Genomic DNA, 23561 nt, shown 5'->3' on the forward strand with positions numbered 1-23561 from the left:
CCCACAACCCATGGCCAATACCAATTCCTCCCTTAAATATAGAACGTAAAAACACCCTGCACCAATTGGTGCAGGGTGTTTCACTATCTGTTTATTAATGTGTACAGCTGCTGTTGCTGATTTTTGATCCTGTTTCGCCGCTCAGGAGATTTCCGCCTGTAGAAGTAATGACTTCGTCTGTTACAGTGTTGGAAATCGTATTAGCCACAATCTGCAGCAATTCATTAACATCCACCTGGGATTGCTTGAATTCCTGAACAACCGGGATTTCATCCAGCTGCTGTTCCAATTGGGCAATTTTTTCTTCCGTTTTCTTTAATGCTTCAGCTTTACCATAGTGCTGAAGATTCACAGCCTGCTTTTGCAAGCCTTTGATTGTTGTAATGGTAGCACTAACCTTATCGTTTTCATTAATCTGTGCTTCAGCACGCTTGAAGAAATCCACTTCTTCTGTCTCTGCAATCATGCGTGCCAATTCCTTAGCACGTTCTACAATCTCATCTTTTGTGTATTTAGCCATTACTGCTTCACCTCAACCGCGTCTAGTTCTTCTACCATTTCTCCGTTTAGGGACCAAGTCTTCGCATCAGTTACTTTGACATTCACAATTTTGCCGATCGCTGTTTTCGGTCCCTTAAAGTTTACCAGCTTGTTCTTTCTTGTGTACCCTGCAAGAATTTCAGGATTGTTCTTGCTTTCCCCTTCCACAAGAACTTCGACAGTCTGGCCTTTATATTTTTTCATTGCTTCTGCCGATAATTCATTAACAACTGCATTCAGGCGCTGAAGACGTTCTTTCTTCACTTCCATTGGCACATTATCCACCATTTTGGCCGCTGGTGTGCCTTCACGAGGTGAGTAAATGAATGTATAAGCAGCTTCAAAGCCTACCTCCCGATACAGGGATATTGTTTCTTCGAATTGCTCTTCTGTCTCATTAGGATAGCCGACGATGATATCAGTTGTGAAAGTAGCCTCTGGAATAGCCGCTTTAATCTTGCGAACAAGTTCCAAGTATTGTTCCCTTGTATATTTACGGGCCATGATTTTCAGTACATCTGTTGAACCCGATTGAACTGGAAGGTGAATATGCTCTACCAGATTGCCGCCTTTGGCCAGCACTTCAATCAGATGATCATCAAAGTCGCGCGGATGACTTGTTGTAAAGCGGACTCGCGGAATGTCTATTTTGCGCATTTCATCCATTAAATCGCCAAGACCGTAATTCATATCCTCAAAGTCTTTTCCATACGCGTTTACGTTTTGCCCAAGCAGGGTAATTTCCTGGTAGCCCTGTGCCGCTAACTGGCGCACTTCCTGAATGATATCCTCAGGACGTCTGCTCCGCTCTTTTCCTCGTGTATAAGGTACGATGCAGTACGTACAGAACTTATCACAGCCATACATAATGTTGACCCATGCTTTAATATTGCCGCGGCGCACTTTTGGAAGGTTTTCAATAACATCCCCTTCCTTAGACCATACTTCTATAACCATTTCCTTCGACATATACGCTTCTTGAAGAATGTTAGGAAGACGGTGGATGTTGTGTGTTCCAAATATCATATCTACCTGGTTATATGTTTTAAGAATCTTGTTAACAACAGATTCTTCCTGTGACATACATCCGCAGACACCAATTAGAAGATCGGGATTTTCCTTTTTTAAATGTTTAAGATGGCCAAGTTCGCCAAATACTTTATTCTCCGCATTTTCACGGATGGCACATGTATTAAGCAAAATGACATTTGCATCTTCCACTGATTCTGTATGCTCATAGCCAAGACCAAGGAAAATACCAGCCATAACTTCGGTATCATGCTCATTCATCTGGCAGCCGTAAGTGCGGATATAGAATTTGCGGCCATTCCCCATTCCATGAAATTCTTCTGGAATGTTAAAGTCTTTATGATATTTCACTTCTTCTTTACCGCGTTTTTTCGCTTCCTTTAAGGAAGGTGCAGTATAAACAGTTTCAAAGTATTTGCTGTAATCCTTGACGGATTTTTTGTCCGAAGGATTTGCTGTTTGCACTTGCTGGCTTTCTAAACGCTGTTTTTCGTTCATCATGTATCCCCTTTCTCTTTCTCCTGAGCAGCATCTATCATTTAAACTCATTTTTCAGCTATTATTGGTGTGCATTTTATATATGTGCACATTATTATAGTATAAGGCTTTCTTATAGTTAAAACAATAGAAAACCGCACTCAGCCTCTTATCAGCAGCTATTACTTGTATGTACGTTCTGGTAAAGTTTTAACCCTTCACAACCACTAATACTAGACTAAAATTAACATTTTGTGTGTGATAAGTGTCACATTATATTCAATCTCCCTAAGCTTCGTCTCTGGTGGAATGCTTTCCCCATTTTGCAGATTTTTATCCCGGATTACTCTAAACTTTCCCTATTTTTCTGATTGCTACTTCAATCCTGCTTTCATATCCCCAGTTTTTACATATTATTCGCCAAATTCACAATAGCCGTATCTGCCTCAAAAAAGAAGCCCGGGAGCCCCGAGCTTCTTTCCATTACATAAATTCAGCTGCAAGTTTATCAAAGTGAGCTTGATCTAGTTCAAGATCTGCTTGTGATAAAGGAGTTTCAGAGTAACCTGAAAGCAATTCCTGATAAGACTTCCGCTCTGTGTCCTGATAGATTAATCCAGTTACAAGGCCGCTGTGCTTCATAAGAGTCTGCATGGCCATTTCACGGCTTGAATTATCATAGCCTTCCACATCGCTAAGCTTTGTCAGATTTTCTTTAAACCAGTCATATGTGTTTACTTTATTGTATGTAACACATGGGCTGAACACATTAATTAAAGAGAAGCCATCATGCTTAATGCCAGCTTCGATTAACGCAGTCAGATCTTTAAGGTCAGTTGAGAAGCTTTGTGCCACGAAAGTCGCACCAGCAGTTAATGCCATTTCCATTGGAGAAATCGCCTGCTCAATAGAACCTTGAGGAGTGGACTTAGTTTTGAAGCCAGCCGCAGAACGCGGTGAAGTCTGTCCTTTTGTTAAACCATAGATTTGGTTATCCATGACGATATAAGTGATGTTCACATTACGGCGGATCGCATGGATCGTATGGCCCATACCGATCGCGAATCCATCTCCGTCACCACCGGATGCGATAACTGTTAAATCGCGGTTTGCCATTTTCACACCCTGGGCGATTGGAAGTGAACGCCCATGAATGCCGTGGAAACCGTAAGAATTGATATAGCCGGAAATACGTCCGGAACATCCGATGCCTGATACAACAGCTAAGTTCTCAGGCTCTAAACCAACATTTGCTGCCGCACGCTGAATCGCAGCCTGCACGGAGAAGTCTCCACAACCTGGGCACCAGTTTGGTTTTACATTATTACGAAAATCTTTAAATGTGGCCATTTAGAACAACTCCTTGCATTTTGTGTGAATTTCATGCGGCAAGAATGGATTTCCGTCGTACTTTAATAGCTTATGTACTTTCTCAGCATGTCCGACGTTCATCTTCATGATGTTCGCTAATTGTCCTGTAGCGTTGTTTTCAACTACAGCGATTTTCTTAGCTGATTTCACAAGCGGCAATAACTCATCAGTTGGGAAAGGATGAATCAGGCGAACTTGTGCATGGTTCACTTTAATACCGTCCTGTTCCAGTCTGCTCATTGACTCCTCAATTGCACCGCGTGTTGAGTTGAAGCCGACAATCAGCAAGTCTGCTTCTTCATGAGGAGCATGCTTGTGAACAGGTGTATTGAATTTAATATTTTCAATCTTGCGGAAACGCTTATCCATTTGCGCATTCCGGTTTGCAGCTGATTCTGAAGGTTTTCCAGTTTCATCATGTTCCACACCTGTCACATGGTGAATTCCGTTCTTCATACCTGGGATTACGCGAGGTGAAACTCCATCTTCTGTAACCTCAAAGCGCTTGAAGTAGCCTTTGTTTTCAATTTCAGGAAGATCTTCTGTAACAAGCTTTCCACGGCGGATTTCCACTTTGCTGAAATCAAGCGGCTCCACTGTCTGCTTTCCAAGGGAAAGCTGCAAATCTGAGAGAACAATAACCGGGCACTGATATTCTTCCGCAAGGTTGAAAGCTTCAGCCGTATCATAGAATGCTTCCTGTACCGTACTTGGAGCAAGCACGATTTTTGGAATTTCGCCATGAGTTCCGTAAATCATTGCCATTAAGTCAGATTGCTCCTGCTTTGTCGGAAGTCCTGTAGAAGGGCCGCCACGCTGCGTATCAACGATAACAAGCGGTGTTTCAGTAATCCCTGAAAGGCCTATCGCTTCCATTTTAAGGGAAAGTCCCGGACCAGCAGATGCTGTAAGTGAGCGGACACCTGCGTAGTTTGCACCTATTGCCATAGTAACTGCGGCAATTTCATCTTCTGTCTGGATGACAGATCCGCCAAGTGCCGGAAGCTTTTTAATCAGATATTCCATGATTTCGGATGCAGGTGTTATTGGGTAAGCGGCCATGAAGCGGCATCCGCCTGCCAGCGCACCAAGAGCGATTGCATCGTTTCCGATCATGAATAAACGCTTCAGCCCGTCAGCTTTTTCAAGCTCCATTAATTCCACATCATCACTAAGCTTTTCTTTCATGAAATCAAAGCCAGCCTGAATGGCTTCCATGTTCTTATCGACAACCTGCTGTCCTTTTCGCCCAAAAATCTCTTGAACTACTTCTTCAAATACTTTAATATCTAAATTTAGAACCGCACATGTTGCACCAACAGCAACCATGTTTTTCATCAGGGATGTTCCAAGCTCTGTAGCAATCTCTGTAAAAGGGACTGCAAACAAAGCTGCATTCGTATCTTCTGGCTGTTTAGGATCAAACTTTGCATCTGCAATCATGATCCCTTTATCGTGTAGTTCTTTGTAGTTTAAATCGATTGTTTCCTGGTCAAAAGCTACCAGAATATCTAAATCGTCCGAAATAGAACGAATTTGTGACGTGCTGACGCGAATCTTGTTGTTCGTGTGCCCGCCCTTAATACGTGATGAAAAGTGGCGGTAACCGTACAGGTAGTAGCCTAAACGATTTAGCGCAATGGAAAAAATCTCCCCGGTACTTTCAATACCTTCCCCTTGCTGTCCTCCAACTTTCCATGAAAGTTGATTGATCATGTCTTACACCCCTTTAGATACGTTAAGAAATTATGTAAAAACGTTTATTTAATATAAGTGTAGTACTTGTCCAGTCAAACCGGTCATTCAACATGCCTTTAAGGCTATATTTTTGGAAGATGGATGGGTACTAAACGCTTTCAATTCTAGACCTATGCGTCTAAAAAAGCAACCCTTTCTGAATATTTATTGGCTAAAAGATGAATATTTTTTTATTTTTTGAAAAATACTAAAAAGATCATTCTATTTTGGATTCAATAGGTCTCTAACAACCCTTGATATACAGTTTTTTCACCATTTTCACCTTGGAAATCTGCTATAAAAATTCCGAAATAGAAAATTTTCAGCTTGTATATCAGAATAATATTTTATTAGTTCATTTATCAGGCTGTCGTATTTTCTTGCATCTTCCAAACCTGTAACTCTTCCATCGGTGCCGTCAAAATCCGAACCAAATCCAACATGATTTTCTCCTCCAAGTGAACAAACATGTTCAAGATGTCTTAGGATATCAGTAATTGTGGCTGATTGTTTTCCTGATAAAAACTCCGTCACAAATGTAATGCCCATAACACTGTCCCGGTCAATCAGGGCTTCAATCTGTTCGTTTGATAAATTGCGGGGATTTGGGCACAGCGAATAGCAGTTCGAGTGAGAGGCAAAAGGATAATCCGCCCATTCTATCACATCCCAGAACCCGCGTTCAGAGAGATGGGATACATCGCACCATGCTTTGCTGGCATTTAATTCATAAACCACTTGTTTGCCAAACGAGGAAAGCCCTGCCCCCTTTCTTCAAGCACTCCATCAGCAGCACAGTTTGCATAATTCCAGGTCAATCCCACTGAAGACACCCCCAGCCTGAGAAGCGTCTTTAATTTCAGCAGATCGCAGCCAACTGCATCACATCCCTCCAGTGTCAGCACTGCCCCTATTTCATCATCCTGCAGCAGGTCGATGTCCCGGCAGCTTCTAATGAGCTTTAATTGAGGGCTGGGCTTAAGCACTTTGTCGTAAAACAGATCGGCCATATATAGGGCCGCGTTGAACTTCATTTCCGGATGTACAGATTCAGGAACATATATGGCAAAGCACTGAACTTTGAAACGGGAGGCCTGCAGACCTTCCATGTTTACCTGAAGACTTCCTGAATTTTTAAAATCAACCTCTCTGTTCAAAAACATTTTATATAGGACATCACAATGTGCATCAAATATTTTCACGCTGTCTTCCTCCCTTTTTCTGTATAGCTTCATCTTATTAAAAAAAGAACCTGTTTGCCTATGATGCAAACAGGTTTTAATATTTTTTCACGAATTTATATTTTGCTGACTTATGCATATGACAATGGATGATTTCCCATTCTGAAGCTTTTGGCTAACGCGGCTCCACAATCAGCTTAATGGCAGTCCGCTCTTCGCCGTCAATCAGAATATCCGTGAATGCAGGGATACAAATTAAATCCACTCCGCTAGGCGCTACGAATCCTCTTGCGATCGCTACTGCCTTAACAGCCTGGTTCAATGCACCCGCACCAATTGCCTGGATTTCTGCATTTCCTCTTTCGCGAAGAACTCCAGCAAGCGCACCAGCTACAGAATTAGGATTAGATTTTGCTGAAACTTTTAATATTTCCATTCCTAGCTCCTCCTCGTTTTACCCCTCCTGTATGCATTGCTCAAAGCGCTGATTCGCCTTCTGCAAAGGCCGAATGCCTTCAGAGAGGCAATTACTTTCCGTTCATGTCATACTGCTTTGATGGAATTTAGCACCAGGTCTATATATCATTCCATTGCTACTATATTCAGCTTGGAATTCACATATTCCGGCTTGGACAAAAAAAGCAGGGTTTCAGGCTGATTTTCATTAAAAAAACTAAAAACTGCATTCGGACATCCGAATGCAGTTTTTTATCTGTTTATGTGTAAAAAGGATGGTCATCGTTAATTAAGATCCGGTCAATTTTTTTGCGAGCCCCGTTTTTGGGTTCAGCTCAATGAATGCTGCACTTAATTGGGTCCTGCCTTCTTTCGGAACCTCAAATCGAACCGGTAATCCAGTCAAAAACCTTTTGATCACAGCTTCTTTTTCAACACCAAGGATACCGTCATAAGGGCCTGTCATTCCTACATCAGACATAAAAGCTGTCCCGCCAGGCAAAACACGGTTATCGGCTGTCTGCACGTGCGTATGCGTACCTACTACTGCTGATACTTTTCCATCCAAATACCAGCCCATTGCCTGTTTTTCACTTGTTGCTTCCGCATGAAAATCAACAAAAATGAACGGAGTCCTTTCACGGGCTTCCTTTATCAGTTCATCCGCCTTTTGGAAAGGACAATCACTTGTATTCATAAAAGTCCTGCCCTGAAGGCTGATAACCGCTACTTCCTCTGTATTGAATTTTAAAAACACCATGCCTTTGCCAGGATTATTTGAAGGAAAATTGGCCGGACGGACCATGTATTTAGCGCGGTCAATGAATTCAAAAATCTCCCGGTTATCCCATGTATGATTACCGAGCGTTACCGCCTGAGCACCGGCCTCCAGAAATCCCCGGTATATCTTTTCTGTTATTCCCTTTCCCCCTGCTGCATTTTCCCCATTAATAATCGTGATATGCGGGCGGTATTTTTCTTTTAGCTTCGGTACATATTCAGTGATCATATCACGCCCCTGGGATCCCACTACATCTCCGACAAACAATATATTCATGTCATATCCCTTTCTGCTTTTAAAGATATATGTATGCTTTTCCAGTCTTTTTTATTAGTTTAACACAGTTTCCTGCATCAATATAAAGCACACCCCGAAAAAGAAATAAAGCGATGCATGTGCATCGCTTTATTTTGCATATTCAACGGCCCTCGTTTCACGGATAACCGTGACCTTGATGTGGCCCGGGTAATCAAGTTCCTCTTCAATCTTCTTACGGATATCCCTTGCCAAACGATGAGATTCAAGGTCATCAATTTGTTCAGGCTTAACCATAATGCGAATTTCCCGTCCTGCCTGAATGGCAAATGATTTTTCAACGCCATCATAGGATTCTGAAATCTCTTCAAGCTTTTCCAGACGTCGAATATAATTTTCAAGAGTCTCTCTTCTTGCTCCAGGTCTTGCTGCTGATAAAGCATCAGCTGCAGCGACAAGCACGGCAATGATCGAAGTAGGCTCTGTGTCACCATGGTGGGAAGCAATACTGTTGATGACAACAGGATGCTCCTTATACTTAGTGGCAAGTTCCACACCGATTTCAACATGGCTTCCTTCCACCTCATGGTCGATTGCTTTTCCAATATCATGAAGCAATCCAGCACGGCGTGCCAATGTTTCGTCCTGTCCTAATTCGGCCGCCAGCAAACCTGAAAGCTGAGCCACTTCCATTGAATGCTTTAACACATTCTGACCGTAGCTTGTACGGAATTTTAAACGGCCAAGAATTTTGATTAAATCTGGATGCAGACCGTGAACACCAACTTCGAAAGTAGTTTGTTCACCAATTTCGCGGATGTGTTCATCCACTTCACGGCGGGCCTTATCAACCATCTCCTCAATCCGAGCTGGATGGATGCGTCCGTCCTGAACCAGTTTGTCTAAAGCTAAGCGTGCAGTCTCACGGCGAATCGGATCAAAACCGGATAAAATAACCGCTTCCGGCGTATCATCGATTATGAGATCAATTCCAGTCAGAGTTTCAAGAGTACGGATATTACGGCCTTCACGGCCAATAATGCGCCCTTTCATCTCATCATTTGGCAGGTTGACAACTGATACTGTAGTTTCTGCTACATGATCAGCTGCACATCTTTGGATAGCCAGTGACAAGATTTCCTTCGCTTTCTTATCTGCGTCCTCTTTCGCTCTAGTCTCGCTCTCTTTTACCATAATAGCGACATCGTGAGCCACTTCCTGCTCCGTGCGCTCTAAAATGATGGACTTTGCCTCTTCACGAGTCAAGCCTGAGATGCGTTCCAGCTCAGCTTGCTGCTCTTTAATCATCTCGTCCACTTTGCTTTCCATCTCTTCAATATGCTGTTGTCTTTTGCTAAGAGAATCGTCCCTCTTTTCTAAAAGCGCTTCACGTTTATCTAACGTTTCATCTTTGCGATCAAGGTTCTCTTCTTTTTGCATTAAGCGATTTTCTTGTTTTTGCAGTTCATTTCTTCGATCACGAATTTCACTTTCCGCATCTGTGCGAAGCTTGTGAATTTCATCTTTCGCTTCAAGCAGGGCTTCTTTCTTCGTAGCCTCAGCTTCTCGCTTTGCGTCTTCCAAAATCTGCTCAGCAGCATCTTTAGCTCCTGCAATTTTTGCTTCGGCAATAGATTTGCGAACAAAATAGCCAACAATAGCACCGACGATTAGGCCAAGCAAAATGGAGATGATTGCTGTTACTAGATCCATCATTTCACCTCCTCTTGCTATGAACTTGTTTGTGTTACGTTTTTTAAAGTGTCGGCATGTACATTGTCCAATTCAACATACAGCACTAAGGCTTTTAAACGTTTCAATCTCAATAAAGCACTGGGCATCCATTTGAGGGCTGGCATAATATTAACGTATGAATAGCCAATGGAGCCTGGAGAAAGACAAAGTCTAACTCAGTAAGAATTTCTTTACATATAAAATGTAAAATATACATTTTTAATTGTAAAGCTGTGGAATTTCATTGTCAAGGGTTTGTCCTATAGGCTTTTCTTAATATTTCGATTGGTTTGAACACTTTTGATCATTTAGTCAATTCATTTTTTTATGTCTTAAGATTACAACTGGTTACAATTAAGATTTTGTTTAGCGTCCGTTGAATATGGGTGTTGATTTCTGATGCAGTCACTCAGCGGCCGAGGGCGGTCCGGGAGCCTCCTCAGCGCATTCGCGCCAACGGGGTCTCCCGTTTACCGCACTCCCGCAGGACATTGAGTAAGCTCCTCTGTTAAACACCGCACGAAGAAAATGCGTTAGCATTTTCGAGGATCTCGCGCCTTCCACTACAATCAGCATGTACTAATTAAGTAATTTTAGTTATCAAAACCCTTAAACCGATATTTCAAAGGATATTTTCAATACTACTGATGAACTGTCGTACCATGAGCTCAAATCCACATGTAACCTTCCCGTTTACATAATTTCATACCTATAAGAAAAGCAAAGCCGCCCGGGCTTTGCTTTTGCTTTGTATTAATCGATCAGCTCGAATTCTTCCTGCTCTTCGTCTCCGCTGATTACTTTATCTCCATCAAGTCCATAGTGTTCACGGATTTGTTTTTGGATAGTGAGGCGGATTTCAGGGTTTTCTTTTAGGAATACTTTGGCGTTTTCACGGCCTTGGCCAAGGCGCTCTTCATTGTATGAGTACCATGAGCCGCTCTTTTGGACAATATCCAGTTCAGAGCCAAGATCGATGATTTCGCCTTCCTTAGAGATTCCTTCACCGTACATGATATCTACTTCCGCCACTCTGAACGGAGGAGCGACTTTGTTTTTGACAACTTTGATCTTTGTCTTATTACCAACCATTTCATTGCCCTGCTTAAGAGTTTCTGCACGGCGCACTTCAAGACGGACAGAAGAGTAGAATTTCAAAGCGCGTCCGCCAGGAGTGGTTTCAGGGTTTCCGAACATAACTCCGACTTTTTCACGGATCTGGTTAATGAAAATCGCAATGGTTTTAGATTTGTTGATTGCGCCTGATAGTTTACGAAGTGCCTGGGACATAAGGCGGGCCTGCAAACCAACATGGGAATCACCCATTTCCCCTTCAATTTCAGCCTTTGGCACAAGGGCTGCAACAGAGTCAATTACCAGAATATCAACAGCTCCGCTTCGAACAAGTGCTTCTGCAATTTCAAGCGCCTGCTCTCCTGTATCCGGCTGGGAAAGTAAAAGCTCATCAATATTCACACCAAGATTTTGTGCATAAACAGGGTCTAGAGCATGTTCAGCATCGATAAAAGCAGCTTGTCCGCCGCTTGCCTGAACCTCTGCAATTGCATGCAGGGCTACAGTTGTTTTACCTGAGCTCTCAGGTCCATAAATTTCAATAATGCGTCCTCTTGGATAGCCCCCTACCCCAAGAGCTGCATCAAGGGCAAGGGATCCGCTTGGTGCAGTGGAAATTTTCCGGTCAGTCTGTTCACCAAGCTTCATAATAGAACCTTTACCAAATTGCTTTTCTATTTGTTTTAACGCCATTTCAAGAGCTGCTTGACGATCACTCACTAATAGTTCCTCCTTTTATATAGACGAATCTATCTTTTGATTAGATTCGTTTTGTCTCATCTCAAAACCTAACTCTACTATAAACCTTTTCAATGCATTTGTCGAGCAAAAAGTCGAACATCCATTCGATTTTTTTCACCAGGACATTTTGCCCGAAAATATCAATTCATGCTGTGGAAAATGTAATTTTCAGATGTGAATCAATAGAAGAAATGGCATTTCGATAAGAATTCTGTCTATTTTTCAGGCTATTAAAAAATCAGAACGCTTTTCAGGCGCTCTGACATTCTTTTAATGCTTTTATAAGAAAATGGCAGCCATATTTTACCGTACGGACACGGTTTGCCGCCCTGGTTCCCCCAAGGTTCAGCTTTTCAGTCTGGACAGGCTTACCTTTTATCCAGATGCCTATATATACGGTTCCCACCGGGTTGCCTTCCAGTTCGTCAGGACCAGCAACACCTGTGAAGCTGATTCCGATATCTGAGTTAGTCAGACTGGCGACATTCTCAGCAAGCTCTGCTGCACACTGAGCACTGACGACCCCGTAGTTATCAATCGTTTCTTTGCGAACTTTTAAAACCTCAGCCTTAACTTCGTTTGTATAGCAAACCACTCCGCCTTTTAGAAGTCCGCCTGCTCCCGGAATGGATGTAAACTCCTGCTGAAACATGCCGCCTGTTAAACTCTCAGCAGCGGAAATAGTCATATTGTTTTCCTTGATCAGCTTGGTGAGCTCATGCATCAAGGAAGTGTCATCGTAGCCATAGAAGAAATCGCCGACACGGCCGAGGATTTTAGCTTCAGTTTCATCCATCAGCATCATTGCCGTGTTAGGCTGGCTATGCTTTGCCGTAAGCCTTAGCGTGACTTCTCCGTCAGAGGCAAGCGGAGCAATTGTTGGATTACTCTGCGCATCGATAATATCTTCAATCTCAGTTTCAAGCATGGCTTCTCCAATCCCGAAAAAGTGCAATACCCGGGAAACAATCACATCATCTGTGCCCAGCTTGGATTGCAGGGCCGGAAAAGCATGTTTCAGGAACATAGGCTCCATTTCATTTGGAGGTCCCGGAAGTAGCATAAAAACATGCCCGCCATTATCGGAAATCATTCCAGGAGCCATTCCATGCTCGTTAGGAAGTACTTGTGCATCCTCAAGTACAAGTGCCTGTTTTTTATTATTCTCAGTCATCTCTCTGTTGGTCCGTTTAAAATACATCTGTATGGATTCAAGCGCCTGCTCATCCATGACAAGCTCTTTGCCTAGATGGCGGGCAATCGTTTCTTTCGTCAAATCATCCTTTGTCGGCCCCAGCCCCCAGTGAAAACGATCAGATCTGATCGATCTTCCGCAATTTTGATCACAGACTTCAGGCGCTCAGGGTTATCGCCAACCACTGAATGGTAAAAAACATTAATGCCCAGTTCAGCAAGCTGCCGGGAAAGAAAGCGGGCATTTGTATTAACGATTTGTCCAAGTAAAAGCTCAGACCCGACAGCTATAATTTCTGCATTCATTCAAAAGCCCCTTTCTGGCTAAAAAAATTATTTTGAGTTAATGAAGGCCTGCTTGTTTTTTGCAAAATAGTCCCAGCCGGACCAGATGGTAAAGAACATCGCAACCCAAAGGGCAATCAGATCAAACGGAATTGAAACCATTTCAAAAATAATATTATGTAAAAGCAGTGAAGAAATGGCCACAATTTGAGCCCAAGTTTTGATTTTGCCTAGCTGATTCGCTGCGACTACTTCTCCTTCCCCCGCCAGAACAAGCCTTAAACCTGTTACGGCAAATTCACGGCTAATGATAATAATCACAATCCAGGATGGAGCCAGCTCAAGATCAACAAGGACAATCAATGCTGCAGAGACAAGGAGCTTGTCTGCAAGCGGATCAAGAAACTTACCTAAATTTGTAACCAGATTGTATTTGCGGGCAAAATAGCCATCAACCCAATCGGTAACTGAAGCAATGATAAAGATAAGAGCTCCAATCAGGTGGGTTACCGGCATTTCCGCTCCAAGGAATTCTATATTTCCCCACGAAAAAGGAACAAGCATTACGAGCAGAAATACGGGTATCATCATGATACGTGACACTGTAATTTTATTTGGCAGATTCATGTTTTACCTCCAAGTATAGTAAATGAAGCTTCTTGCAGAAAAAGGTGTTAGACATTCGCTGCAAACCTTTTAATGATAATTTTTACATAAAAAGCGAAAATAGTCATCTAAAGAAGATGACTATTCGGTCTTCGGCGCGTACTTAATGGTTATATCCTGCTTGACGGATTGTGAAGGCGGCACCTTATACTCAATTTTTTCGCCGTTTACATAGATTTCAGTTTGAGTCGAATTTCCGACTACAATAGAAGCTTCCGTTTCCTTTGAAAAGTCTACCTTCTGGCTTTTCGTGCCATCAGCTGTCAGCATTCCCTGGTAGAAGGAATTTCCTTTGCCGTTTTTGATATTCACCCAAGTTTCTCCTGTAGACACAACTTCCAGTTCAAACTTGTCCGCATTTTTCAATTCATAAACCGTTCCATTTCCGCTGGATTGCACCACAGCAACCTCCTGCTTTGGCGCTTCCTCGGCTTCTTGGTCCTCGGCAGTTTCCTCAGCAGAGTCTTTGTCAGCAGATTCTTCTTTCTCTCCTGCTGATTCATCTTTATCATTTTCATCTTTTTTACTATCTGAAAGGTTTTCAGACTCTTCTATGACCGTCTGCCCATCTGTCCGATCAGATGGCTGCTCTTCATTATCCGCCTGATCTTTGGCACCCAGGAAATTATAAAGGACTGCGATGAGACCAATTATAAAGACACCAATAAGTACCTTTGGGAGAATATCGAATACCTTTGAAGTCCTGCCAGAAAGATCTTTTCTGGATTGAACACGGGATAGCTTTTCCGGAATATCATCATTCATCTGTGCCGGAATGTCATTTTTATACTGCTCGAAAATTTCTTCAGGCTCAATTCCCACCGCTTCAGCATACTGCTTTATAAATGCCCTGACATAAAACTTCCCGGGCATCATGCTATAATCGCCCTCTTCAATACCCATCAAATAGCGCTTTTGTATTTTTGTGACCTTTTGCAGATCGTCAAGGCTCATATCCTTAGCCAGCCGCGCTTCTTTTAAACGATTTCCTAGTTCTGTCAATTTACAACACCTTCCAACTTACTAAAAATCAAAGCCTCCAAAATCAGATTCAGAGAACATACTGTTTTTCTCTACTACATCATAAGTAATCTCTTCCTCAGGATCGTGTCGGAGCTCAATAATATAATCGAAATCATTAAGGGAGTATTCAGTGTTTTGCACAAAGATATCCGGATGCTCTACTACCTTTACTGCAGGAAGGCGCATAATTTCCCGCACAAGCTGCCAGTGACGTTCATTTGCACGTCGGGTTGAGACAATTCCGTCTATTATGAACAAATTGTTTTCATTATATTCATCCTCGATCAGCTGGTTGCGTATCGTCTGCTTTAGCAGAGTGGATGAAACAAATAGCCATCGTTTGTTGGCACAAACACTTGAGGCCACAATGGATTCAGTTTTTCCAACCCTTGGCATTCCCCTGATCCCTATAAGCTTGTGCCCTTCCTGTTTAAATAATTCCGCCATGAAGTCGACTAATAAACCAAGCTCGTCCCTGACGAACCTGAACGTTTTCTTGTCGTCGGCATCCCTTTGAATGTATCTTCCATGGCGCACAGCAAGACGGTCTCTAAGTTTAGGCTCCCGGAGCTTAATCACTTTAATTGTATCCATAGTATTTAAAATCGATTTTAAGCGTTCAATCTGTTCGTGGTCTTTAGCCAGAATCAGCAATCCTCTTCGGCCTTCATCCACACCATTGATGGTAACGATATTAATGGAAAGCATACCCAGCAGGGAAGAAATGTCACCAAGCAAGCCGGGACGATTCTTTTGGATTTCATATTCCAAATACCATTCTGTTTTCTCCACCGGAAAACCTCCTCCTGCATGATGCGCGGCTCATTGCGCATTTTATATGTATATGTATATCTTTTATTAATGTAAATTTTTATTAAACCTACCCTGAATTTTCATCTAGATTCTATAATATATGATTTTTTACCAATATGAAAGGAAAAACCCGTCTGGCTGTGGAGGAAATTCTTTTTGGGGAAAACGAAAAGAGAGGATTTCCTCTCTTTTCGCTGATTTACATTAAATTCTTATTGAGAGCCGTCGTTTTGAACAAGCTTTACCATCATATTTGCAATGGCATGCTGCTCATCCGGGCTTGCTACAGACCAAAGATCAGCCAGGATTTTTTCCTGGTCATTCTTCGGCTCCACTTGCTTGGCTAAATAATCGCCGATTTGGTAAGCAAGGTCATTTACAGTTTCCTTATTCATTCCCTGGTTCTGTCCCTGATGAAGACGATCTCCAAGGAAGTCTTTCCACTGCTGCCAGTTATCTAGTACAGACATAATTATTGCCTCCTTTAAATGTTGTACAATTATATTGTGCTTAGGGGCTGAATAAAATATGCATGCACTAATACACATGAACAAAAAATATGTGAAACTTCAATGAACGATAGGCAGTTACGTATACCAGCCGCCATTTACAGCCAAGACCTGTCCGGTAATATACGAGGCCCTTTCTGAAAGAAGGAAGGAAACGGAGTTGGCAATGTCAGCAGGCAAGGCAAGCCTGCCCATAGGAATATCGCTTTTTACGGCATCCAGCTCCTCTTCAGTAAAATCATTCAGCATAGCTGTCTCGACTGCACCTGGGGCAACCGCATTAACCCTCACTCCGCTTAGGGCAACTTCCTTGCTTAAAGCTTTTGCAAAAGCAATTTGGGCGCCCTTTGCTGCCGAGTAAGCAACTTCACAAGCAGCACCCGTCTGGCCCCATATAGAGGAAATAACGATGACATTCCCGCTGCCCTTTGAAATAAGTTTTGGCAGAAGCTCTTTGGTCAGCAGAAGAGGTGAGGTCACATGAAGGTTCATCAGCGCCTCAGTTTCCGCTTCCGGCAATTCCGTCAGAAGTCCGTATTGTGCTGACCCGCTATTATGGATAATGGCATCAAGCGAAAAGATATTTGGTATAATTTTTTTATAGCCGCCTTGTACAGACAGGTCTGCCTGGATTGGAATATATTCTCCATCAAAGGCCTGCAGGCGGTCCAGCAGACTGTTTATACTTCGCTTATTTTGATTGTAATGCAAATAGAGCGAATAGCCTTCCTCCGCCAGTTTAATGCTGATTTCCTGGCCGATTCCTCCGCTCGCTCCAGTTATTAACGCAAATTTCCTCATTTCATACACTCCCGAAAAAAGCAAAGCGCCTTTTATGGCGCTCTGCTGAAACAGCTTTTTATTTTTTAGGCACAACCTGACAAACCGTAAATCGTTCTTCGCTAATCAAATGACCAGCCGCATTTTCCACATCCTCAAGTGTGATGCTTTCAAGCGTCGGCACAACATCAAACAAATCCATTTCATTAAAAGCATACCGGGTAAATTGATTGGCTATATACTCAGGTGAATTGACAGCACGCAGGAATGCACCTATTTTCTTCTTTTTGTCCGATCAAGTGTTTCCTGTGAAATAGCTCCCTTTTCCCTTGCATCCAGCAGCATCTTTTGCAATGTATCAGCTAAACGGTCAGGATCATTTGTGTCCCCGCCGACCATGGCAAATCCAAAGCCCTGTTCCTGTGTATAATCAAAGGAGAATGTGTCATCAATTAACCCTTCATTATACAGTGAGCTGTAGTGCTCAGAGCTTTTACCGAATAAGATATCCAGCAGCACATTCAGACTCAGTTCATTTTTGAGCATTTCTTTGCCGGACTGATTTGCATTACTGCTCTTTATCCCAACAAGACACTTTGAGGTCTGAACATTCATCTCAAGAACCTTTTTCTTTTCGGCCGCTTCAGCAGGCTCTTCTTCGAATTGGCGTTTAATTTCCGGCATCTCTTTATAATCCTTCTTGCTTTGATTCGTTCGAACCTGAGACATAATCTGATCCGGATCAACGGGTCCAACGATGAACAGCAGCATGTTGCTTGGGTGGTAGAAGGTTTCATAGCATTCATACAGCATATCTTTTGTAATATGGGAAATGGACTCGATCGTACCTGCTATATCGATTTTAACCGGGTGGTTTTTATACATATTTTCGATCAGTCCAAAATATAAGCGCCAGTCAGGATTGTCATCATACATGGTGATTTCCTGGCCGATGATGCCTTTCTCTTTTTCAACAGTCTTTTCTGTAAAATAAGGGTCCTGCACAAAATCAATCAGCGTCTCAAGGTTCAACTCTACGTTCGATGTGCTGGAGAATAAATAAGCAGTCCTCGTAAAAGAAGTAAATGCATTGGCTGATGCTCCCTGCTTGCTGAATTGCTGGAATACATCTCCGTCTTCTTTTTCAAAAAGCTTGTGCTCCAAAAAATGGGCAATCCCATCAGGAACATTTACAAAATCATCTTTCCCGGGGGCAGGAAATGATTGTCGATCGAACCATATTTCGTTGTAAACGTGGCATAGGTCTTGTTAAATCCCTTTTTCGGCAAAACATATACATCCAGCCCATTTTCAAGGTTTTCATAATACAGCTCTTCCTGAAGCTGGTCAAAAGTGATTTTTTCCATTACTTGCCCGCCTCCTTTCCTGTCAGGAAATACACTGTATCCAAACTGACCTTCTTAGCTGTTTCGGCAATTTCCTCTTTAGTTACCTTATCCATTTCATCCATCCAGGTTTGAAGCGTAATTTCTTTGCCTGACACAACATTATGATAGAGGACTTCGACAATCCCGCGGGCTGTATCAACAGTCTCCAAAAGCTGATTTTTTATGACAGCTTTGGTCTGCTCCATTTCCTGTTCCGTAAAGTCCCCGTTTTTCATGGCTTCCAGCTGTTCTTTAATAATATTAACTGCCTGGTCATAATTACTATTATCGATCCCCGACATAACCATCATTAAGCCTTTATGGCTTTCAAGACGGCTGGCTACATAGTATGCGAGACTGGCTTTTTCGCGGACATTCAAGAACAATTTTGAGTGTGAAAAGCCTCCAAAAATTCCATTGAATACCTGCAGGGCATAATAATCAGAATCACCGTAAACGACTTTTGTCCGATAGCCGATATTTAGTTTCCCCTGCTTCACATCCTGTTCTTCCCTGACTTCGTTAACAGATTCTCTGATTCTTCCTCCAGATGCCGGCGCTGCCTGCGGGGTTCTTTCCTCTAAAGATAAAAGCTCCCTTGCGTAGGATTCGGCATCTGCCTCGTCCACATCACCTATTACATATAAATCAAGTTCATCCTGCGCCATTGCCTGCTGATAATATTCATATAGACTTTCAGGCGTAATTTTATCCACATCTTCTTTTTCGCCATGCACATGGAGCGCATATGGCTCATCCTTGCACATTTCCTGTACCAGCCGAAAATTGGAATAGCGCATTTTATCATCATAAACGGATTGAATCCGCTGTTTCAGCGTCCTTTTTTCTTTTTCAACCGTATCCTGGTCAAAAGCCCCGCCTTGCACATTTGGCTTAGTCAGGATCTCCGATAAAAATTGGAACGCTTTTTTCAATAGAGGCGTTGGGTCTGAAAGAAACTTCTCATTTGCAATTTCAACAGAAATGGTAATGACATGATACTCACCCTTTTTCGCCAAATCGACAAAAAGAGTTGCACCATATAATTCATCTAGATAAGAGCGCAGCTTTCCGGTTGCAGGGTATGACGAACTGCTGCTTTGCAGGACATGCGGCAATAAAGATCTTAATGTAACAGTATCCTTTTCAAGCGGAGCTTTCATTTTCCAGACCAGTGTATTGGTTTTATATTTCTCTGTTTTAACTACATGAAGCTTAAAGCCATTCATGGCTTTTACGGATTCAGAGATTACAGCCATTTCTTTTCCTCCTGTCGGTAGATTGATGAGTCCAAAGTACGGTCAGTATTAAGAATTGGGATCAACACCTATATGTAAACACTTTGCTGCTATCTTCTATAATATCCTTTGTATTAAATCATATTCTTACTATACCTTGCCCTATTTCTTTATTTCAAGTTATTGGCTGTCTTGGAAGGTTATAGAACAAAATAAAAACCCCTTTTAGGGGTTAGCTTACAAAGACTGACTTAAGTTTAGTATCATGATTTTTCATCACTTTTCCGCATTCAAAATGCACCTGGTTTTTCCCGGTATTCTTCGCCTGATACAGATACTAAACGATTCACTATTCCATCCTAAAGTGCCGGAAGATACCGGCAAATAAAACAATAAAGCCGCAGCGGCAAAAAAAGCCAGCGCAAATAGGAAAAAATCTTTTCTGTTTCATAATCATCCATATATAAGGAAAAACGCATAATCAAACCTCTAATCTCTTATCTAATTAACAAAATATTAACACATTTGCCTCAATGAATCACAAATTAAAATAGGATAAGATTTGCGCTGAAAAAAGCCCCATTTCTAAATGAAATGAGGCTTTGCTGTTTAGCGCTTTCCTTTTATATATGGAGTGCCAGATGCTTTTGGAGCATCGGCGCGTCCTATGAAACCAGTCAATGCCAGAATCGTTAAAACATATGGTGCAATGAGAAGATATACATTTGGAATATTCTCAAGGAATGGAAGGCTCGAGCCGATGATACTCAAGCTTTGCGCAAACCCAAAGAATAGAGCCGCCCCCATAACACCAAGCGGATGCCATTTACCAAAGATCAATGCTGCCAATGCCATAAAGCCCTGGCCGCTGATCGTTGCATGGCCGAAATCTGAAGAAATGGATTGTGCATACACACCGCCGCCAATTCCTGCTAGGGCACCGGAGATTAATACCCCAATGTATCTCATTCGGGTAACATTAATACCCATTGTATCTGCAGCCATTGGGTGTTCACCAACCGCTCTCAGCCTTAGCCCGAATGGAGTTTTAAACATCACAAACCAGGCAAGAAATGCCACGGCAATCGCTGCAAATGAAGTATAGTATGTGTTTGAGAAAAACAGTTTTCCTATTACGGGTATATCGCTCAAAAATGGTATATCCACCTTGCTGAACCCTTTTTGAATAATATCCGTCTGGCCTTTTCCATAAATGAATTTAACCAGGAACAGTGCAGCTCCAATTGCCAGAAGGTTAATCGCAACACCTGAGACTACCTGGTCTGCTCTAAACGTAATGGAAGCAACAGCATGCAGGATGGATAAAAGTGCTCCTACAACCATAGCTGCCAATAATGCTACCCATGGGGTCATGCTGCCAAATACATCTACGAACGTAAGGTTAAAGACTATGGCAGTGAATGCTCCAATTACCATCAAGCCTTCTAAACCAATATTTACAACACCGGAGCTTTCTGAAAAGTTTCCGCCCAAACCAGTGAAAATAAGCGGGGCTGCCCAAAGCAATGTTGATGGAATAATAATTAATAGGATCTCCATTAAGCCCACTTACTTCACCCCTTTTTGCTGATACGGTCAATAAAGATGCGAATCATATAGCTTGCTGCAACAAAGAACACAATAAGAGCAATGATAATATCCACCAGTTCATTTGGAACTCCAGCTTCAAGCGGCATGTTTAAGGCGCCGACCTTCAAGCTTCCGAATAGCAATGCTGCAAAAATAATTCCGATTGGACCGTTACCGCCCAGAAGGGCAACCGCAATACCATCAAACCCTACTCCGGTAAATCCGCCTTTGATGGCTGCGTATCCGAATGTACCCAAAGCTTCCATCGCACCTGCAAGACCAGCAAATGCTCCTGAGATTACCATTGAAAGAATAATGTTTTTGCTGACGCTCATGCCTGCATATTCAGATGCATGCTGGTTAAAGCCTACGGAGCGCAATTCGTATCCCTTTGATGTTTTTTCTAATAGGAACCACATTATAAACACACAAGCTAAAGCAATTAAAATTCCCCAGTGCAGACGGGAATAGTCAGTTAAGCCCTCAAGAAATGGGGAACGCAGTGATGCAGAGTCTGCAATCATCTCAGTACGGTCACTTTTGTCTGAAAGGACCGTACGGATTATATAGTTGGTTACATGCAATGCCACATAGTTCATCATGATCGTGACAATTACTTCATGGACTTTAAACTTGGCTTTCAGCAATCCCGGAATAAATGCCCATAGTGCACCCGCTGCTGCAGCTGCAAGAACTGCCAGCGGCAGATGGATGAACTTTGGAAGTTCAAATGCAACCCCTACCCAAACAGCAGCAAGCCATCCGACGATCAGCTGCCCTTCAACACCGATGTTAAATAAGCCTGTACGGAAAGCAAATGCAACTGCCAAACCGGCAAGAATATAAGGTGTGACCTGTCTGACGACTTCACCAGTGTAGTAGATTTCTCCAAAAGCACCGTTCCATAGGGCATTAAATGCAGATCCGGCATTATACCCTGTTGCTATCATTATGATTGTACCTACTAATACGCCGAGCAGAACGGCAACTAGAGGCACGACAATATTCTTCATGCGATTAGACATGGTTTTCGCCACCCGCTTCCTTCCGTTTAGAACCGGCCATCAATAAACCTAATTCTTGTTCAGTTGTTTGTTTCGGGTCAACTACTGCTACAATTTCACCCTCATAAATAACAGCAATACGGTCGCTGACATTCATGATTTCATCCAATTCAAATGAAATAAGCAGCACAGCTTTCCCCTGGTCACGCTGTTCAATCAGACGCTTGTGAATGTATTCAATTGCTCCGACATCCAATCCGCGTGTCGGCTGAGCAGCGATCAGGAGATCTGGATTGCGGTCAATTTCACGTCCGATTATGGCTTTCTGCTGGTTACCTCCGGAAAGTGCCCTAGCAAGTGTATATTCACTTGGGGTTCTGACGTCGAATTCTTTAATCAGCTTTGTTGCTTTTCTGTAGATTTCTTTAAAGTTCAGAACACCTTTTTTAGAGAATGGAGCTTTGTAATAGGTTTGCAGAACCATATTCTCTCCAATTGGAAAATCAAGTACAAGTCCATGCTTATGACGGTCCTGAGGGATATGCCCTACGCCCGTCTCCGTTACTTTCCGCGGTGACATATTAATAATTTCTTTGCCATTCAATTTAATTGAACCGCTTTCAGACTTCCTCAAACCTGTAATAGCTTCTATTAACTCAGACTGTCCATTTCCATCTACACCGGCAATACCGACAATTTCCCCGGCCCGTACATTAAGGTTAAGCTTATTAACCACGCCAAGCCCCCGGGAATCTTTTACATTTAAATCCTGAATTTCAAGCACTTGCTCCTGTGGCTTCGATACTGTTTTATCCGTTTTAAAAGTAACTTCCCTTCCCACCATTAGACTGGCAAGTTCATTAGGATTCGTCTCGCTGACATTAACCGTACCGATGCCGACCCCTTTGCGGATGACCGTTACTCGATCACAAACTTCCATTATTTCCTTCAGCTTGTGGGTGATTAAAATAATAGATTTGCCTTCCTGGATTAAGGTTTTCATGATCTGAATAAGCTCTTTAATTTCCTGTGGAGTAAGAACTGCAGTAGGCTCATCAAAAATAAGGATTTCTGCTCCCCGATAAAGGGTCTTTAAAATCTCTACCCTCTGCTGCATTCCTACAGAAATATCTGAAATTTTCGCCTGCGGGTCAACAGCAAGTCCATATCGCTCAGAAATTTCCCTGACTTCCTTCTCAGCCTTTTTAATATCTATTTTTCCGCCTTTAGTCGTTTCTTTTCCTAGAATAATATTTTCAGTGACGGTGAAACGGTCTACTAGCATGAAATGCTGGTGGACCATCCCGATGCCCAAGTCGTTTGCTATATTTGGATCGGTGATGCGCACCGGCTTTCCTTTAACTTTTATTTCACCCTTTTCAGGCTGATATAAGCCAAAAAGGACGTTCATTAATGTTGATTTGCCCGCACCATTTTCGCCAAGCAGCGCATGAATTTCACCTGGTTTCAGCTGAAGCGTGATATTATCATTTGCTACGATTCCAGGAAACTCCTTGCGGATGTTGAGCATTTCAATAACATAATCCATTTGTTTCACTCCTTGCTCAAAATATATGGAAATCATTAGTAGTAAGAGGTCAGACCTTGGCAATTCTTAGAAAAACCTGGCCAAAATGCCAAGCTCATCTTAATGAATAGAAAAATATGATTATTGCATTAAAAATCTAAGTGAAA

General features: G+C 42.4%; 16 protein-coding genes and 4 pseudogenes. All 20 read right to left on the bottom strand.

Annotated elements, in window-relative coordinates:
• Positions 1–94: 94 nt before the first annotated feature.
• Complete coding sequence (locus M5V91_RS11555; RefSeq protein WP_009330661.1) at positions 95–520, bottom strand: YlbF/YmcA family competence regulator; 426 nt, start codon at positions 518–520, stop codon at positions 95–97.
• On the bottom strand, positions 520–2070 hold the full coding sequence (gene miaB, locus M5V91_RS11560) for a tRNA (N6-isopentenyl adenosine(37)-C2)-methylthiotransferase MiaB (protein ID WP_180321087.1): 1551 nt from the start codon (positions 2068–2070) through the stop codon (positions 520–522). Before miaB ends, M5V91_RS11555 begins: the two co-directional genes overlap by 1 nt.
• Positions 2071–2529: 459 nt before the next feature.
• Entirely contained in the window at positions 2530–3396 is an 867-nt protein-coding gene (locus tag M5V91_RS11565) for a 2-oxoacid:ferredoxin oxidoreductase subunit beta (protein ID WP_009330663.1), read from the bottom strand.
• Positions 3397–5133, bottom strand: coding sequence for a 2-oxoacid:acceptor oxidoreductase subunit alpha (locus M5V91_RS11570; protein WP_019381801.1), 1737 nt, complete (start codon positions 5131–5133; stop codon positions 3397–3399). It lies immediately after the preceding gene.
• A 300-nt stretch (positions 5134–5433) separates the two neighbouring features.
• Positions 5434–6389: pseudogene (locus tag M5V91_RS11575) on the bottom strand (dipeptidase).
• A gap of 121 nt (positions 6390–6510) precedes the next feature.
• Entirely contained in the window at positions 6511–6771 is a 261-nt protein-coding gene (spoVS, locus tag M5V91_RS11580; RefSeq protein WP_009330666.1) for a stage V sporulation protein SpoVS, read from the bottom strand.
• A gap of 280 nt (positions 6772–7051) precedes the next feature.
• A pseudogene (locus M5V91_RS11585) lies at positions 7052–7848 on the bottom strand (TIGR00282 family metallophosphoesterase).
• Positions 7849–7977: 129 nt separating this feature from the next.
• Positions 7978–9540: a ribonuclease Y gene (gene rny / locus M5V91_RS11590; RefSeq protein WP_019381799.1), complete on the bottom strand. Its 1563-nt coding sequence runs from the start codon at positions 9538–9540 to the stop codon at positions 7978–7980.
• 774 nt (positions 9541–10314) lie between these two features.
• Positions 10315–11355 (bottom strand): recombinase RecA, encoded by a 1041-nt coding sequence (gene recA / locus M5V91_RS11595; RefSeq protein WP_009330669.1) that lies wholly within the window; start codon positions 11353–11355, stop codon positions 10315–10317.
• A gap of 271 nt (positions 11356–11626) precedes the next feature.
• Positions 11627–12876: pseudogene (locus tag M5V91_RS11600) on the bottom strand (competence/damage-inducible protein A).
• A 27-nt stretch (positions 12877–12903) separates the two neighbouring features.
• On the bottom strand, positions 12904–13482 hold the full coding sequence (pgsA, locus tag M5V91_RS11605) for a CDP-diacylglycerol--glycerol-3-phosphate 3-phosphatidyltransferase (protein ID WP_009330671.1): 579 nt from the start codon (positions 13480–13482) through the stop codon (positions 12904–12906).
• Positions 13483–13602: 120 nt separating this feature from the next.
• Complete coding sequence (locus M5V91_RS11610; RefSeq protein ID WP_019381798.1) at positions 13603–14523, bottom strand: helix-turn-helix domain-containing protein; 921 nt, start codon at positions 14521–14523, stop codon at positions 13603–13605.
• A 21-nt stretch (positions 14524–14544) separates the two neighbouring features.
• Positions 14545–15336, bottom strand: a complete 792-nt coding sequence (locus tag M5V91_RS11615; RefSeq protein ID WP_009330674.1) for a YmfK family protein — start codon at positions 15334–15336, stop codon at positions 14545–14547.
• Between the two features lie 233 nt (positions 15337–15569).
• Complete coding sequence (locus M5V91_RS11620; protein ID WP_009330675.1) at positions 15570–15827, bottom strand: DUF3243 domain-containing protein; 258 nt, start codon at positions 15825–15827, stop codon at positions 15570–15572.
• A 117-nt stretch (positions 15828–15944) separates the two neighbouring features.
• Positions 15945–16667, bottom strand: a complete 723-nt coding sequence (ymfI, locus tag M5V91_RS11625; protein ID WP_019381797.1) for an elongation factor P 5-aminopentanone reductase — start codon at positions 16665–16667, stop codon at positions 15945–15947.
• A gap of 58 nt (positions 16668–16725) precedes the next feature.
• A pseudogene (yfmH, locus tag M5V91_RS11630) lies at positions 16726–18013 on the bottom strand (EF-P 5-aminopentanol modification-associated protein YfmH).
• Entirely contained in the window at positions 18013–19293 is a 1281-nt protein-coding gene (gene yfmF, locus M5V91_RS11635; RefSeq protein ID WP_071156598.1) for an EF-P 5-aminopentanol modification-associated protein YfmF, read from the bottom strand. Before yfmF ends, yfmH begins: the two are co-directional and overlap by 1 nt.
• Before the next feature lie 588 nt (positions 19294–19881).
• Positions 19882–20841 carry an ABC transporter permease gene (locus M5V91_RS11640; protein ID WP_009330679.1) on the bottom strand — a complete coding sequence of 320 codons (960 nt, stop codon included), beginning with the start codon at positions 20839–20841 and terminating at the stop codon, positions 19882–19884.
• Positions 20842–20846: 5 nt separating this feature from the next.
• Entirely contained in the window at positions 20847–21887 is a 1041-nt protein-coding gene (locus tag M5V91_RS11645) for an ABC transporter permease (protein WP_284522164.1), read from the bottom strand.
• The gene (locus M5V91_RS11650; protein WP_251175177.1) at positions 21880–23415 is read right to left on the bottom strand and encodes an ABC transporter ATP-binding protein; all 1536 of its coding nucleotides are present in this window, start codon (positions 23413–23415) and stop codon (positions 21880–21882) included. The genes M5V91_RS11645 and M5V91_RS11650 overlap by 8 nt, the downstream gene beginning before the upstream one ends.
• Positions 23416–23561 lie beyond the last annotated feature (146 nt).

It is taken from the genome of Cytobacillus pseudoceanisediminis (assembly GCF_023516215.1).
In the GTDB taxonomy this organism is placed as follows: domain Bacteria; phylum Bacillota; class Bacilli; order Bacillales; family Cytobacillaceae; genus Cytobacillus; species Cytobacillus pseudoceanisediminis.

What these genes read in the sequence shown, in the direction of transcription:
- spoVS (WP_009330666.1), bottom strand. Translation starts at nt 6,771, where the DNA reads ATGGAAATATTAAAAGTTTCAGCAAAATCTAATCCTAATTCTGTAGCT.
- rny (WP_019381799.1), bottom strand. Translation starts at nt 9,540, where the DNA reads ATGGATCTAGTAACAGCAATCATCTCCATTTTGCTTGGCCTAATCGTC.
- M5V91_RS11555 (WP_009330661.1), bottom strand. Translation starts at nt 520, where the DNA reads ATGGCTAAATACACAAAAGATGAGATTGTAGAACGTGCTAAGGAATTG.
- M5V91_RS11620 (WP_009330675.1), bottom strand. Translation starts at nt 15,827, where the DNA reads ATGTCTGTACTAGATAACTGGCAGCAGTGGAAAGACTTCCTTGGAGAT.
- M5V91_RS11645 (WP_284522164.1), bottom strand. Translation starts at nt 21,887, where the DNA reads ATGTCTAATCGCATGAAGAATATTGTCGTGCCTCTAGTTGCCGTTCTG.
- pgsA (WP_009330671.1), bottom strand. Translation starts at nt 13,482, where the DNA reads ATGAATCTGCCAAATAAAATTACAGTGTCACGTATCATGATGATACCC.
- M5V91_RS11650 (WP_251175177.1), bottom strand. Translation starts at nt 23,415, where the DNA reads ATGGATTATGTTATTGAAATGCTCAACATCCGCAAGGAGTTTCCTGGA.
- M5V91_RS11565 (WP_009330663.1), bottom strand. Translation starts at nt 3,396, where the DNA reads ATGGCCACATTTAAAGATTTTCGTAATAATGTAAAACCAAACTGGTGC.
- M5V91_RS11570 (WP_019381801.1), bottom strand. Translation starts at nt 5,133, where the DNA reads ATGATCAATCAACTTTCATGGAAAGTTGGAGGACAGCAAGGGGAAGGT.
- yfmF (WP_071156598.1), bottom strand. Translation starts at nt 19,293, where the DNA reads ATGGCTGTAATCTCTGAATCCGTAAAAGCCATGAATGGCTTTAAGCTT.
- ymfI (WP_019381797.1), bottom strand. Translation starts at nt 16,667, where the DNA reads ATGAGGAAATTTGCGTTAATAACTGGAGCGAGCGGAGGAATCGGCCAG.
- miaB (WP_180321087.1), bottom strand. Translation starts at nt 2,070, where the DNA reads ATGATGAACGAAAAACAGCGTTTAGAAAGCCAGCAAGTGCAAACAGCA.